This is a genomic window from Aeromonas sp. 602200, assembly GCF_049173895.1.
GTDB classification, from domain to species: Bacteria; Pseudomonadota; Gammaproteobacteria; order Enterobacterales; family Aeromonadaceae; genus Aeromonas; species Aeromonas veronii_A.
Genome location: NZ_JAAKSL010000014.1, coordinates 99057 through 113346, shown reverse-complemented (window position 1 = coordinate 113346; position 14290 = coordinate 99057). Strand labels below are relative to the sequence as shown.

Sequence of the window (14290 nt, the reverse complement as noted above, 5' to 3'; positions counted from 1 at the left end):
ACAGGAAGGGGTATTATTTTTATGGCATCGTCTTAAAGAACGCGAACGTCCGATTACGCTTCGCTAATCGAACCTGCGAGCTCAGTCTCATCAGTATGAAACATTCTTCTTATGAAGAACCGAAAGTAACTTTGTGAAGTTAGATAGTCAACTCCAAGATATGGCATGTCACCATGAATGGGATGTTCAGTAAGGCCATAAAAATGAGATGCTTTATAATCAAGATCTGTTACATCTTCATATAACCGCCTTAATAAGCCTGTTGGTCTTACAAGAAAGTTATGACAGTAAACATCCTCTAGAAGAGACCATTGATATTCTTCCCAATCTAAAAAGCCTTGATCAATATCTCCTTTTTTCCCATCTGTTGTCTGAGTGACCGCTTCAACCACACTCCGACCTATTATAGATAGCTGAGAGCTCCACACCGCATATAAATCAAACATTGTATCTTCATTATCATCGCGTGGAACTCCTTTTTTAATTAAGTCACAAATATTTGGCAAATAATTTAGTGGCGCAGGAATCTCACTTGGTTTAATTTTTATATTATCGACCAAGTACTGTGCACTTGCAGCCGCATAAGGGTTCAACCCAACTAATACGAGGGAGTTGGTGTATGGGAATTTTTCAGACAGCTCTGACCAAAGTTGAGAGCAATATACAAAACCATGAATCCCTGATTCTTCCATTTTCTGAGCGGCAATTGTCGATATACTATTGAATTGCTCTCTTAATTCCGCAGAGGGATTTTCTCCCTTAGGAGCATCCCAACGTTCTTCATCGTACTCCCAGACAATCTTACAAACACTAAAGTTATCTTCTTTAAAAATAACATGACTGAACGTTGCTAACTCATTATCTGTCGGAATCCATAACTTCAGCCTCAAAGAGGTTATATTACTTGGATCGTCAAAATAGGGGATCAGAGCAACTATTTTTCGATTATCAAATGTTAATGTTTGAATGACAGCATCTCGCGCGATACGAGTTTCCATCGGTGATATCAAAATATAAACACTATCTTCTCTACTCATAGCAGGAAATAATGTTGTTAGATGGTTTGAATATGCAAGCAACTCAGTAAATGCTTGTCTTTCAGTCTGTTCACTTTTCTTTAGCTCTATAACTCCCACCCCAGTATCGCCAGGGAATGTAGCTAAAAAATCAGCTCTAATTGTTGAGTTTGATTGCTGTTCTAAAGGAACTTCACACCCAATTAATTTAATGCTGTATAGTTTGGCATGAAACTCCTCCAGTTTTTTATTAATTCTATTTCTTATTAAATTCTGTGCTGAAACATTTGATAAGTCATCTTCAAATTTAAAAATATCTAGACCTACAGGTTCATCTAAAAACGAGTCAAAGCTCTCTCGATTACTCCAAATATAATCTTGTATTTCTCTTTCGGTAAAAGATATTTTTCCCATGTCGATCCTTGTTTGTAATTTATTAAAGTTTAACTTTTCGCATTACTTATAACCTATCAATATTATTTACTTATATCCATAAATGATATTTATAAATTTCAATAAAAAAAACGCCTCCCAAGGGAGGCGCTTTTCAGTTCTATACAAAGCAATTAGCTATTACAGGGATTCAGCGGTCGCAACCACGTTTTCCACGGTAAAGCCGAATTCCTTGAACAGCAGCTCGGCCGGTGCGGATTCACCGAAGGTGGTCATACCGATGATCTTGCCGCCAAAGCCCACGTACTTGTACCAGTAGTCGGCGATGCCGGCTTCGATGGCTACACGCTTGGTGACGGAGGCCGGCAGAACGGACTCTTTGTACTCGGCAGACTGGGCGTCGAACACGTCGGTAGACGGCAGAGAGACCACGCGCACGGCACGGCCCTTGGCAGTTAGCTGCTCATAGGCGGCAACGGCCAGTTCCACTTCGGAACCGGTGGCGATCAGGATCAGCTCCGGAGTACCGGCGCAATCCTTCAGCACGTAACCACCCTTGGCGGTGTCGGCCAACTGCTGGGCAGTACGATCCATCTGGGCCAGGTTCTGACGAGAGAAGATCAGAGAGGTCGGGCCGTCGGTACGCTCGATGGCGTGTTTCCAGGCGATGGCAGATTCAACCTGGTCACACGGACGCCAGGTGCTCATGTTCGGAGTCAGACGCAGGGAGGCGATCTGCTCAACCGGCTGGTGAGTCGGGCCATCTTCACCCAGACCGATAGAGTCGTGGGTGTAAACGAAGATGGCGCGCTGCTTCATCAGGGCGGCCATGCGCAGGGCGTTGCGGGCGTACTCCATAAACATCAGGAAGGTAGCGCCGTAGGGGATGAAACCACCGTGCAGGGCGATACCGTTCATGATGGCGGACATGCCGAACTCGCGTACACCGTAGTGGATGTAGTTGCCGGAGGCATCGTCGTTGGTCAGAGACTTGGAGCCGGACCACATGGTCAGGTTGGACGGTGCCAGGTCGGCAGAGCCACCCATGAATTCCGGCAGCAGCTTGCCGAACGCTTCCAGAGAGTTCTGGGACGCTTTACGGGTCGCAATCTTGGCCGGGTTAGCTTGCAGGGTTTCGATGATCTTGGCGGATTCAGCAGCCCAGTTGGCCGGCAGTTCGCCAGCGGTGCGGCGCTTGAATTCGGCAGCCAGCGTCGGGTGAGCGGCTTCATAGGCGGCGAACTTGGCAGCCCAGTCGGCTTCCAGTGCAGCACCCTTCTCCTGAGCGTTCCACTCGGCAGCGATATCGGCCGGGATAACGAACGGCGCGTGGTCCCACTTCAGGAATGCGCGAGCAGCGGCGATCTCGTCGTTGCCCAGCGGTGAGCCGTGGCAGTCGTGAGAACCGGATTTGTTCGGGGAGCCGTAACCGATGATGGTGCGGCAGCAAATCAGAGTCGGCTTGCCGGTCTCGGCCTTGGCGGCTTCGATGGCGGCATTGATGGCTTCGGGGCTGTGACCGTCAACAGCCGGGATAACGTGCCAGCCGTAGGCTTCGAAACGCTTGACAGTGTCGTCGGTGAACCAGCCTTCAACGTGACCGTCGATAGAGATACCGTTGTCATCCCAGAACGCGATCAGTTTGCCCAGTTGCAGAGTACCTGCCAGGGAGCACGCTTCGTGGGAGATACCTTCCATCAGGCAGCCGTCGCCCATAAAGGCGTAGGTGTAGTGGTCAACGATGTCGTGACCCGGCTGGTTGAACTGCTCAGCCATGGCTTTTTCGGCGATCGCCATACCAACGGCGTTGGTGATGCCCTGACCCAGTGGGCCAGTGGTGGTTTCAACGCCCGGTGCATAGCCGTACTCCGGGTGACCCGGGGTGCGAGAGTGCAGTTGGCGGAAGTTTTTCAGATCGTCGATGGAGAGGTCATAACCGGAGAGGTGCAGCAGGGAGTACAGCAGCATGGAGCCGTGGCCGTTGGAGAGAATGAAACGGTCGCGGTCGGCCCACTTGGGGTTGTTCGGGTTATGTCTGAGGTGGCTACGCCACAGCACTTCGGCGATATCCGCCATTCCCATGGGGGCGCCCGGGTGACCGGAGTTGGCTTTTTGAACGGCATCCATACTCAATGCACGAATGGCATTGGCAAGCTCTTTACGAGAAGGCATCTGAATCTCCTGCGATTGCTTCATTTGATGGCCAAGATTAAGGCGCGTTATTGTCCCAGCAGGGCGCGCGGCGTGCAAATATTATCTGGATGAATAAAGTGGCTTTGGGAGGACAATCGCTTTTCTTGCCCTCTATTGACCAAAGCAACCAGAGAAAAACGTTTGATTTCCATCCCTTTCGGGATAGGAGAGCACCGCTTGTGACCCATTGGACACTGCGCGACAAAATAGTGCTGGCAATCGGGGGGGGCGCTAATTAAAATAGACGTCCAGATGTAGATACCTCTACACCATCCCATTCATCCGGTTATTGCCGTGGCGATAACCCAGACAAGCTGAGACTCTTATCATGGCAAAGCTGTTTACTTCCGAGTCGGTCTCCGAAGGCCATCCCGACAAGATTGCGGACCAGATCTCCGATGCGGTACTGGACGCCATCCTCAAGCAAGATACCAAGGCCCGTGTCGCCTGCGAGACCCTGGTCAAGACCGGTATGGTCATGGTGGCCGGCGAAGTAACCACCTCTGCCTGGGTTGATATCGAAGAGATCGTGCGTGATACCGTACGTGAAATCGGCTACACCCACTCCGACATGGGCTTCGATGCTGACTCCTGCGCCGTGCTGAACGCCATCGGCAAGCAGTCCCCGGACATCAACCAGGGTGTTGACCGCAGCGATCCGCTGGAGCAGGGCGCTGGCGACCAGGGCCTGATGTTCGGCTACGCCACCAACGAAACCGACGTGCTGATGCCGGCCCCCATCACCTACTCTCACCTGCTGGTGAAGCGTCAGGCTGAAGTGCGCAAGAACGGCACCCTGCCGTGGCTGCGTCCGGATGCCAAGAGCCAGCTGACCTTCGCCTACGACGACGCAGGCAAGATCATCGGTGTGGATGCCGTTGTGCTGTCTACCCAGCACGCCGAATCCATCAGCCACAAAGATCTGGTTGAAGCGGTACGCGAAGAGATCATCAAGCCGGTACTGCCGGCCGAGTGGGTCAACAAGGACACCAAATACTTCATCAACCCGACCGGCCGTTTCGTTATCGGCGGCCCGATGGGTGACTGCGGTCTGACCGGTCGCAAGATCATCGTCGACACCTACGGCGGCATGGCCCGTCACGGTGGTGGCGCCTTCTCCGGCAAGGATCCGTCCAAGGTTGACCGTTCCGCTGCCTACGCCGCACGTTACGTTGCAAAAAACATCGTTGCCGCCGGTCTGGCCGATCGCTGTGAAATCCAGATCTCCTACGCCATCGGCGTGGCCGAGCCGACCTCCATCAGCGTCGAAACCTTCGGTACTGCCAAGGTCGCCGAAGAGCTGCTGGTCAAACTGGTGCGCGAGCACTTCGAACTGCGCCCGTATGGCCTGATCGAAATGCTGGATCTGAAGCGCCCGATCTACCAGGCTACCGCTGCCTACGGTCACTTCGGTCGTGACGAGTTCCCGTGGGAGCAGACCGACAAGGCCGAACTGCTGCGTTCCGCCGCTGGCCTGTAAGGCTCGCTGTTGTGATAAAAGGGGAGCCTGGCTCCCCTTTTGCTTATCCGCTATCTGACGAGATGTTGATGTCTGCCACTCCTGCCCAGCTTGTCGCCCTGCTGCAACAACGCGTAGAAGCCTGCTTTGTGCAGGCCGAGGCGCGCCTTGGCCGCACCTTCCCCCGCCCGCGGATCTACTGCAATATGCGGGGCCGGGCGGCAGGATCGGCGCGGCTGCAAACCTGGGAGTTGCGCTTCAACCCTGCCCTCTATCAGGCCAACCAGCAGGCGTTTCTGGATGAGGTGGTGCCCCACGAGGTGGCCCATCTGCTGGTCTATGCCCTGTGGGGTGACGGGCGCGGCAAAAACCGGGTGCTACCCCACGGCCGCCAGTGGCAATCGGTAATGCGGGAGGTGTTCGGCCTTGAGCCCAGAACCACCCACAGCTTCGATCTGGCGGTACTGGCCCAGCGCACCGTGCCCTATCGCTGTCACTGCCAGCAGCATCAACTGTCGATACGCCGCCACAACAAGGTGGTGCGTGGCGAAGCCCGCTATCACTGTCGTCGCTGCAAGCAGCCGCTGGAGCGGGAACGGCCGGAGCCAGAGCAGTAAGCCAGCTTGTGTCGCGCCCCTGTGGTAGGGTGCCCGCCATCGTTCGTCAATCACCCCGTTTGCAAGGAATCCCATGCGTTTCATCTCCTCCCTCGCCCTGACCCTGCTGGCCGGTTTACCGCTGCTCAGCGCCCCCCTGCACGCCCAGACCTTTCGCGAAGCCAAGCAGGATCTGGTGAAGATCTATCGCAGCCAGCCTGCGGTCACCACCTTCTACTGCGGCTGCGACATCGACTATCAGGGCAAGAAAATGAGCCCGGATCTCGCCAGCTGCGGTTACGAGCCGCGCAAGCAGGCCAAACGCGCCGCCCGCATCGAGTGGGAACACGTGGTCCCCGCCTGGGAGTTCGGCCACCAGCTGCAGTGCTGGCAGGATGGCGGTCGCAAGAACTGCGAAAAAGCGAGTCCCGAGTTCAACAAGATGGAGGGGGACATGCACAACCTCTTCCCCGCCATTGGCGAAGTGAACGGCGATCGGGCCAACTACCGCTTCTCCGACTGGAACGGCAAGCCGGATCAGTACGGCCAGTGCCAGATGCTGGTGGATTTCAAGGATCGTCGGGTGCAGCCGCCCAAGGGGCCGGTACGGGGCCAGATTGCCCGCGCCTACCTCTACATGAGCCAGCAGTATGGGCTGCGTCTGGCAGCGCAACAGCGTAAACTGTTTGAAGCCTGGGATCGCCAGTACCCGGCAGAGGGCTGGGAGTGCGAGCGCAACCGCCACATCGGCAAGCTGCAGGGCAATACCAATCCCTTTATTGAAAAGCAGTGCCAATAACCCCATTTGACCTGGGAGGGGATAGCCCCTCCTATCATGAAGCCCTTCCCCACTGCCGTGTGAGCCTTGCTCGCCGCAGGATATGAAGGGTTTCCAAGCAAGAGACTGACAAGCAGCCATGCGCATTCCACGTATCTATGAACCGGCCACCCTGCAAGTTGGCCAGACCATCGCCCTGTCGGAAGACGGCGCCAACCATATCGGCCGGGTACTGCGCATGCAGCCGGGCCAGCAGCTCGAGCTGTTCAACGGCGATGGCACTCAATATCCCGCCACCATCGCCAGCGTCGGCAAAAAGTCGGTGGAAGTGACCATCGACAGCTGCGACGTCCAATCGGTGGAGTCACCGTTGGCCATCCACCTAGGTCAGGTGATCAGCCGTGGCGACAAGATGGACTTCACCATCCAGAAATCGGTGGAGCTGGGCGTCACCTGCATCACCCCGCTCTTCTCGGAGCGCTGTGGCGTCAAGCTGCCGGCCGATCGACTGGAGAAGAAGCGCGAGCAGTGGCAGAAGGTGGTGATCAGCGCCTGCGAACAGTGCGGCCGCAACGTGGTGCCCGAAGTGCGTATGCCGATGGAGCTGGATGCCTGGCTGGCGGAAGAGACCAAAGAGCTCAAGCTCAACCTGCACCCGCGCGCCGAGTACAGCATCAACACCCTGCCCGTTCCCGAGCACGGCGTGCGCCTGCTGATTGGCCCGGAAGGGGGATTGTCGAGCGACGAGATCGCCCGTACCGTGCAGGAAGATTTCAAAGAGATGCTGCTGGGGCCGCGGGTGCTGCGCACCGAAACCGCCGCCCTGACTGCGATTACTGCGCTGCAGTGCCGCTTTGGCGATCTAGCTTGATACTATCGGCCGCATCAATCAGCCCCATGGCTGCATCGACGCAGCCTCAAGCGGACGATTACGCTGCGCTAATCGACCCTACAACCCTATCGAGCCATTAAAAAGGAACAGCGGATGACCATTAAACTCGGCATCGTGATGGACCCCATCTCGGCCATCAACATCAAGAAAGATTCCAGCTTTGCCATGCTCGAAGAGGCGCAAAAGCGCGGCTATGAGCTCTTCTATCTGGAGATGAAGGATCTCTACATGGAAGCCGGTCGCGCCTTTGGCACCATGCGCCCGCTGACCGTCAAATATGATTATGCCGACTGGTACAGCCTGGGCGAGGTGGTGGATCAGCCCCTCTCCAACCTCGATGTGATCCTGATGCGCAAGGATCCGCCGTTCGACACCGAATTTATCTACGCCACCTACATGCTGGAGCGGGCCGAGGATGAGGGTTGCCTTATCGTCAACAAGCCGCAGAGCCTGCGTGACGCCAACGAGAAGCTCTACACCGCCTGGTTTGCCGAACACACCCCGACCACGCTGGTGACCCGCCGCGCCGACAAACTGCGCGCCTTCCACGCCAAGCACAAAGACGTGATCTTGAAGCCCTTGGACGGCATGGGCGGCGCCTCCATCTTCCGCATGAAGGAAGATGACGCCAACGTCGGCGTGATTATCGAGACCCTGACCGCCCACGGCAGCCAGTACTGCATGGCACAGACCTATCTGCCCGCCATCAAGGATGGCGACAAGCGGGTACTGGTGGTGGACGGTGAACCGGTTCCCTACTGTCTGGCCCGCATTCCGGCGCAAGGCGAAACCCGTGGCAATCTGGCGGCCGGTGGCCGTGGTGAAGCGCGTCCCCTGAGCGAAGCCGACTGGGCCATCGCACGTGCAGTGGGCCCGACGTTGAAAGAGAAAGGGCTTATCTTCGTTGGCCTCGATATCATCGGCGACCGCCTGACCGAGATTAACGTCACCAGCCCGACCTGCATTCGCGAGATTGAAGCGGCCTTCGACGTGCACATCACCGGCATGCTGATGGATGCCATCGAGCGCCGACTGGGCAAATAATCGCCAGGCAGGCTAAGCCGGCCTGTTCAGGGGTAACCGCCCCCGACAAGCCCGAAAAAAGAGAGGGTGGCCCGGCGCCACCCTCTCTGTTTCAAGACAATCCGGACAGGGGCGGGATCTCACCCAGCCCAAAAAGCGGTTTTTCCCATGGGGATCAACTGCCATAATTGACCTCAAATACCTTTGCACTATTTGGCCTCTATGCAAACACTGCAAAATCACTTCCTGCTTGCTATGCCAAGCCTGACGGATCCCTACTTCGAGCGCTCGCTGGTCTATCTGTGCGAGCACAACGAAGAGGGCGCCATGGGACTGGTCGTCAACATTCCGGTGGAGATGTCGCTGGAAACCATGCTGACCCAGCTCCAGCTCAATCCGCCCAACAACCCGGAGCTCAAACAGCCGGTGCTGCAAGGGGGGCCGGTTCACGCCGATCGCGGCTTCGTGCTGCACAGCTTCCGCCCCGGTTTCAACTCCACCCTGCAGGTGGGGGATGAGATGATGGTGACCACCTCCAAGGATATTCTGGAAACCCTGGGTACGAGCGAAGCCCCTGCCCATTGGCTGGTGGCCCTTGGCTATGCCGGCTGGAGCGCCGGGCAGCTGGAGCAGGAGCTGGTGGACGGCGCCTGGCTGGTGATCCCCCCCAATCCGGCTCTGGTGTTCAAGACCCCCATTCACAAACGTTGGCAGCAAGCTGCCGCCAGCATAGGGGTGAACCCGGTTCACCTCTCCAGCGATATCGGCCACAGCTGATCGGCTGGCCCGCTCCGCTCTCTATTTCGAGGATTTATCAGTTATGTCATCACGCAGCATCATGGGCTTTGACTATGGCACCAAGAGCATTGGCGTCGCCATCGGTCAGGAGCTGACTGGCACAGCCCAGCCTCTGCGCGCCCTCAAGGCTAACGACGGCATCCCCAACTGGGACGAGATTGAGAAGCTGCTCGAGGAGTGGCAACCAGACCTGCTGGTGGTCGGCCTGCCGCTGAACATGGATGGCACCGATCAGGAGATCACGGTACGGGCCCGCAAATTCGGCAACCGGCTGCATGGCCGTTTCGGCAAACCGGTGGAGTTCAAGGATGAGCGACTCACCACCACAGATGCCCGCGCCCGCCTGTTTGAGCGAGGCGGCTATCGCGCGCTGGAGAAAGGCAGTGTGGACGGGGTATCGGCGCAGCTGATCGTCGAAGCCTGGATGGAAGAGCAGTACAACTAAGCCATCAACAGCAAGGCAAGGGCCGCCGCCCTTGCCTTGTCTCGCACTATCCTCCCCTCATTACGCCTGTGATTGACCCGCGACCAGCCCCTCGGCCTCTGTCGGCGTCGCATTCATCATCCGGTTGAGCCAGGGCACCATCAGCCCCATCACTACCGCAATCAGCAGAGTCGCCATCCCGATCTTGCCAAATACGCCGGTGTAGATCGGCAAGGTTTGCAGCGGATCCGTCATCCCTTGCGGCACGGCGGTAAAGGTCGCCACATAGCCTCCCAGCAGGGACGCCATCGCTTGAGTCAGGAACCACATTCCGAGAATGAAGCCCATCAGCCGTTGTGGCACCAGCGCGGCGACCATCGCCAGTCCCAGGGCGCTGATCATCAGCTCGCCCAGACTCTGGAACAGGTAGATAAGCACCATAAACCAGGGGGAGGTAAGCCCCTGCTCATCGGCAAACCACCAGCCGGATGCCGCCGCCGTCAGAAAGCCCAGCGAGCAGAAGAACATCCCGAGGGTGAACTTGAGCGGCATGGTGAGATCCCGCCCCTTGCTGCCCATCCGGGTATAGATCATCGCGAGTACCGGGCTGCCCACCACCACCCAGAAGGGGTTGAGCGCCTGGAAGCTGATGGGGTTGACGCTCATGCCCAGCATTTCGTGGTGCATGTTGTTGATGGCAAAGAAGTTCAGAGACGTCGGCATCTGGGCGTACAGCACATAGAAGAGCACCGCCTCCAGCATCAGCACGAAGGCCACATACATCTTGTTGCGGCCCACTGTGTCGAGCCTGAATGCCTCGCGAAAAAAGAAGATCACCACGGCGATAGTTACCGTCATCAACACCATGTTGGCGATCACCACGTGGTGCATCAGCCAGGCACAGAAGAAGACCATGGCTACCGAACCCAATATAACCAGCAGCAGCTTGCTGTAATCGAGCGGCAGGTGATCCGGCTCGGAGCCAATATCCTTCACCATATTGCGGCAGGCAAAGAAGGTGAGCAGCGCAATAATCAGCCCCACCCCGCACAGGTTATAGGTCACTGTATAGCCGTAGTGATCGGCAATCACCGGCGCGAGCGAGAGGGAAATAAGGGAGCCGATATTGATCGACATATAGAACAGGGTAAAAGCCCCATCCAGCCGCGGATCTTTTGGCTGGTAGCATTTTGACAGCAGGCTGGCCGGATTGGCCTTGAACAGACAGTTACCGACCGCGATGGTGCCTAGCGCATAGAAAATCAGGTCGGGATTGTAGATAGAGAGGCCGGTCATAAAGTAGCCTATCACCAGCACCACGGCCCCCAGCACCATGGTGCGCTTGGTGCCAAGCACATGGTCGCCGACATAGCCACCGACCGAGATCAGACCATATACCAGCGCCGAGAAGGCACCGAAGGTAATAAAGGATTGCTCTTGGGAAAATCCCAGTTGCTGCACAAAGAAAACCGCCAGGATCCCCTGCACGCCGTAATAACCAAAGCGCTCCCAGAGTTCGACGAAAAATATCATAAAGAAGGGTTTGGGTTGTTGTAACAACCCGGTCGGTGCTGTTGCTGGACGCATATCAACCTGCCTTTGCTGAGATTTATTTTTATTAATCTGGTGGTGGCTACCGCACTATTTTTTTGCCCGCCATTGCCATAACGGGGAGCACAGTCAGCCTGCCAATCTGGCTATTTTCGGGTGCACGGGCCCCGTTCGATGAAAGATGTTTTTCATCTAGCCGGTTTCAATTACGGGTTATCGGGGGATGGTGAGTGGCGTCTCCCAGTACAGTTACCGGCTCCGGGTTCTACCTTTGCTGCATCCCTTCACTCAAGCCGGTTTATCAACCTTGATGCTTATTCCCCTCTGCTCCATCACTCATGGCTGGTAGCCAGATAGCCGGGGCATGACACGGCCACAGACGACCTGTGGGGCTGGCTCACGCCGCGCTCTACTGGCAGTCACCTACGCAGGCGCTATCTAACCCCGCCATTCCAAGGGGAGTCATGCTATATCACTGCAAATACAGGAACTTAATGGTCGATCACACTTTAAAAGTGACCATAAGTGAAGTTTTCTAATGAAACAACATGAATTTTTTTCGTGAAAAGAGCTTCCCTCGAGACGTGCAACCAAGGCCAATATGTGCATAAAGAGAGTTGAATGGCACACATTTTGAACCCGATCTCGGCACTTAAGTCGTGCAAAAGCCCACTCATCCGGGCGATACGACAACAAAAGCCGGAGCAGATGGCTCCGGCTGATCAATGGGCACCGTCTCGGCCACATTAGCGTGGCGATTCGTCGTTGTAGAGCCGCCGGATCTCGTTGCGCAGCCACATCACCTTGGCATCCTGATTGTGCCGTTTGTGCCACAGCAGGATGAAGGCGATCTCCAGCTGGGCGTAGAGCTTCTCCGGTAGCGGCAGCGGCATGGCGATCAGATTGCCGTGATGCCGACTGGCATAACCACCGCAGTAGGAAGGAGCCACCGCAATCAGTTCGTGGCTCGACTGGGAGGCAATATGCAGCGCCTGCTCGAAGCTGGAGACCATGATGGGCACCTCCCGCTTCAGCCCCTCGTCCTCCAGCAGACTGTCGAGGGCCCAGGTATCGTTCGCCTCCCACACCATGCTGATCTGGGGGCAGGCCAAAAAATTCTCCAGCGACCACTTCTGCTGGAGCAAGGGGTGATCCTTGCGCAGAAAAACCACCGGGCGATCGGTGAACAGCACCTCGTGATCGATGTAGTAGGGCAAGCGGTTGACCTTGGCTTGGGAGCGGCCATGGGTTTCGCGGGCGCAGAAGCCGAGATCCGCATCGCCGTTGACGATGTCGTTGAGGGAGTGGTGATCCCACCCCAGCATCCTGACTACCGAGTTGGGGTACTTCTGGTAGATGGTCATGGGCAGATCGCTCAGGAAGCTGATGTAGAAGGGGGACTCCATCACCAGGGTGAAGCGGGCACCGTCGGGGATCGCCTCGCTATTGAGCGAGGTGATGCTGTCGGTGAGCTGGAACCAGACCTTCAGCTCCTCCTCCAGGGTCAGAGAGAGGTTGGTGGGCTGCAACCCCAGCCGTACCCGCACAAACAGGGGATCGTCAAACCACTCCCGCAATTTGGCCAGAGACTTGCTCACCGCCGACGGAGTGACACAGAGCTTTTTCGCCGCCCCTGCCACACTGCGCTCCTGCATCAGGTACTTGAACACCACCAGCAGGTTCAAATCGAGTTCACCCAGATTGCGCATATCCCCTCTCATCTTCCATCAGCCCTGCGACCGCGCTTCACGAAGCGCGAGCAATGGTAACAGCCCCCTGACAGCCATGTAACTGAGCAGTGCCAGCAGCAGGGCGCAGATCAGCATCTCGGTCGGGGCAAAGCCAAGTTGGCCCAGCAGCCAGATGTAGAGGCCGGAGAGGCTGATCTGCATGATGCAGAGCACGGCACTGGCAAAGGCCACGTTATGCTGGCAACCATCGAGCGCCTCTCCCATTGCCACCCCGAAGCCACAGGAGAAGCCGACACAGACCAGCGCAAACCCCGGCAGCAGCAGATGGATATCGCCCCCCGTCTGCCAGCTGCCGATCAGTGAGCAGGCCGCCAGCAGATAGGAGAGATGAGACACCGCCAGCACCTTCTGTTTGCCCAGCCAGCGCAACAGCAGGGGCGTCAGGAAGGAGGTGGACATACTCACGCCAGCCATCACCATCATCACGATGGAGTACTGCTCGGTAGTGAAGCCAAACTCCTTCATCAGGATCAGCGGCGAGACGCTGACATAGACCAGAATGGCGGTCACGCTGGCACTGGTCAGCAGGGAGAGCAGCATAAAGCGCGGCGAGCGCAGCAGGGCAAAGGGCAGCGCCGCGCTACTCCCCGGTTGCCGAGCCGGGCGGGTCTCCTTGAGCAGAAGCAAGTTCACCAGACCACTGACGGCCGCCACCATCGCCATCGCCACGAAGATCCCGCGCCAATCAAAATGTGACAGGATGAGGTAACCGAGCACCGGCGCCAGCACCGGGATCACGCAGATGATCCCGTTGATCATCGAGAGCGCCATCGCCAGCCGCTCCTGACTCAGCACGTCCCGCAGCACGGTAAAGGTCATGATATAGAGCGCCCCCGCCCCGACTCCTTGCCAGAAACGGCCGAAATAGAACTGACTTATCCCCTCTGCATTACCCGCCACCAGCGAGGCAAGGACAAAAATCAGGGCGCCCCCGAGCACCACCCAGCGCCGCCCGAAGCGATCGGCAATCATCCCACCCAGCAGCACGGTGGCCGCCATACCAAACAGATAGATGGAGAAGGCGGTGTGGATCTGCGCCTCGCTCGCCTGCAGGGTATCGGCAATCTGGGGCACGGCGACCAGATAGAGATCGATCCCGACCGGATAGAGAATGATCATCAGAAAAGTGCACAACAGGAAAACAAGCATGGATGCTCCATAGCAGATTGGCGTGCCGATGCCTGCCAGATCACAGCGACAGGCGAACAGTGGCGGGGCCAAGGTGGTGACAAAGGTAGCAACACAGCGCGTCGCAATGGGGCAACTATATGGGTGCCCACCGCCCTCACCTAGTGAAGAGATGGCGATCGGTACATTCCAATCAGGAAATATTCTATTAAGTTGCGTGCCTAAGCGGCCATATTGAATCAAGCAGACTCAGCAATAAACCGGGTCACCTCCCGCTCATTGCCATCC

At 56.7% G+C, this 14290-nt stretch carries 12 protein-coding genes; 7 read left to right on the top strand and 5 right to left on the bottom strand.

What is annotated here, in order from left to right; genetic code table 11:
* Positions 1 to 53: 53 nt before the first annotated feature.
* Together G5221_RS16155 and tkt are read right to left on the bottom strand one after the other, a co-directional pair.
* Entirely contained in the window at positions 54 to 1430 is a 1377-nt protein-coding gene (locus G5221_RS16155) for a hypothetical protein (RefSeq protein WP_421263562.1), read from the bottom strand.
* 159 nt (positions 1431 to 1589) lie between these two features.
* On the bottom strand, positions 1590 to 3581 hold the full coding sequence (gene tkt, locus G5221_RS16150) for a transketolase (RefSeq protein WP_149153405.1): 1992 nt from the start codon (positions 3579 to 3581) through the stop codon (positions 1590 to 1592).
* Positions 3582 to 3930: 349 nt separating this feature from the next.
* Between tkt and metK the strand changes: the two genes are divergently transcribed.
* The 7 genes from metK to ruvX all read left to right on the top strand — a co-directional run bounded on the left by metK (position 3931) and on the right by ruvX (position 9593).
* Positions 3931 to 5082, top strand: coding sequence for a methionine adenosyltransferase (metK, locus tag G5221_RS16145; RefSeq protein ID WP_005338519.1), 1152 nt, complete (start codon positions 3931 to 3933; stop codon positions 5080 to 5082).
* Between the two features lie 68 nt (positions 5083 to 5150).
* Complete coding sequence (locus G5221_RS16140; protein WP_042055152.1) at positions 5151 to 5678, top strand: SprT family zinc-dependent metalloprotease; 528 nt, start codon at positions 5151 to 5153, stop codon at positions 5676 to 5678.
* A gap of 73 nt (positions 5679 to 5751) precedes the next feature.
* A complete protein-coding gene (locus tag G5221_RS16135) occupies positions 5752 to 6456 on the top strand; it encodes an endonuclease (RefSeq protein ID WP_042055150.1) in 705 nt (234 codons plus the stop codon).
* A 118-nt stretch (positions 6457 to 6574) separates the two neighbouring features.
* On the top strand, positions 6575 to 7306 hold the full coding sequence (gene rsmE, locus G5221_RS16130) for a 16S rRNA (uracil(1498)-N(3))-methyltransferase (protein ID WP_064338534.1): 732 nt from the start codon (positions 6575 to 6577) through the stop codon (positions 7304 to 7306).
* Between the two features lie 114 nt (positions 7307 to 7420).
* Positions 7421 to 8371 (top strand): glutathione synthase, encoded by a 951-nt coding sequence (gene gshB / locus G5221_RS16125; RefSeq protein WP_100654325.1) that lies wholly within the window; start codon positions 7421 to 7423, stop codon positions 8369 to 8371.
* Between the two features lie 201 nt (positions 8372 to 8572).
* Positions 8573 to 9127, top strand: a complete 555-nt coding sequence (locus tag G5221_RS16120) for a YqgE/AlgH family protein (RefSeq protein ID WP_005349793.1) — start codon at positions 8573 to 8575, stop codon at positions 9125 to 9127.
* 43 nt (positions 9128 to 9170) lie between these two features.
* Positions 9171 to 9593, top strand: a complete 423-nt coding sequence (gene ruvX / locus G5221_RS16115; protein ID WP_421263561.1) for a Holliday junction resolvase RuvX — start codon at positions 9171 to 9173, stop codon at positions 9591 to 9593.
* A 60-nt stretch (positions 9594 to 9653) separates the two neighbouring features.
* Here the strand turns inward: ruvX and dtpB are convergent, their stop codons facing one another.
* The 3 genes from dtpB to G5221_RS16100 form a co-directional block, all read right to left on the bottom strand.
* Entirely contained in the window at positions 9654 to 11159 is a 1506-nt protein-coding gene (gene dtpB / locus G5221_RS16110) for a dipeptide/tripeptide permease DtpB (RefSeq protein WP_076492903.1), read from the bottom strand.
* Positions 11160 to 11869: 710 nt separating this feature from the next.
* Positions 11870 to 12832, bottom strand: coding sequence for an HTH-type transcriptional regulator YidZ (gene yidZ, locus G5221_RS16105; RefSeq protein ID WP_201937385.1), 963 nt, complete (start codon positions 12830 to 12832; stop codon positions 11870 to 11872).
* 18 nt (positions 12833 to 12850) lie between these two features.
* Positions 12851 to 14023, bottom strand: a complete 1173-nt coding sequence (locus tag G5221_RS16100) for an MFS transporter (RefSeq protein ID WP_227341162.1) — start codon at positions 14021 to 14023, stop codon at positions 12851 to 12853.
* Positions 14024 to 14290 lie beyond the last annotated feature (267 nt).

Coding starts and splice junctions, on each gene's coding strand:
- G5221_RS16155 (WP_421263562.1), bottom strand. CDS start 1,430: ATGGGAAAAATATCTTTTACCGAAAGAGAAATACAAGATTATATTTGG.
- tkt (WP_149153405.1), bottom strand. CDS start 3,581: ATGCCTTCTCGTAAAGAGCTTGCCAATGCCATTCGTGCATTGAGTATG.
- metK (WP_005338519.1), top strand. CDS start 3,931: ATGGCAAAGCTGTTTACTTCCGAGTCGGTCTCCGAAGGCCATCCCGAC.
- G5221_RS16140 (WP_042055152.1), top strand. CDS start 5,151: ATGTCTGCCACTCCTGCCCAGCTTGTCGCCCTGCTGCAACAACGCGTA.
- G5221_RS16135 (WP_042055150.1), top strand. CDS start 5,752: ATGCGTTTCATCTCCTCCCTCGCCCTGACCCTGCTGGCCGGTTTACCG.
- rsmE (WP_064338534.1), top strand. CDS start 6,575: ATGCGCATTCCACGTATCTATGAACCGGCCACCCTGCAAGTTGGCCAG.
- gshB (WP_100654325.1), top strand. CDS start 7,421: ATGACCATTAAACTCGGCATCGTGATGGACCCCATCTCGGCCATCAAC.
- G5221_RS16120 (WP_005349793.1), top strand. CDS start 8,573: ATGCAAACACTGCAAAATCACTTCCTGCTTGCTATGCCAAGCCTGACG.
- ruvX (WP_421263561.1), top strand. CDS start 9,171: ATGTCATCACGCAGCATCATGGGCTTTGACTATGGCACCAAGAGCATT.
- dtpB (WP_076492903.1), bottom strand. CDS start 11,159: ATGCGTCCAGCAACAGCACCGACCGGGTTGTTACAACAACCCAAACCC.
- yidZ (WP_201937385.1), bottom strand. CDS start 12,832: ATGCGCAATCTGGGTGAACTCGATTTGAACCTGCTGGTGGTGTTCAAG.
- G5221_RS16100 (WP_227341162.1), bottom strand. CDS start 14,023: ATGCTTGTTTTCCTGTTGTGCACTTTTCTGATGATCATTCTCTATCCG.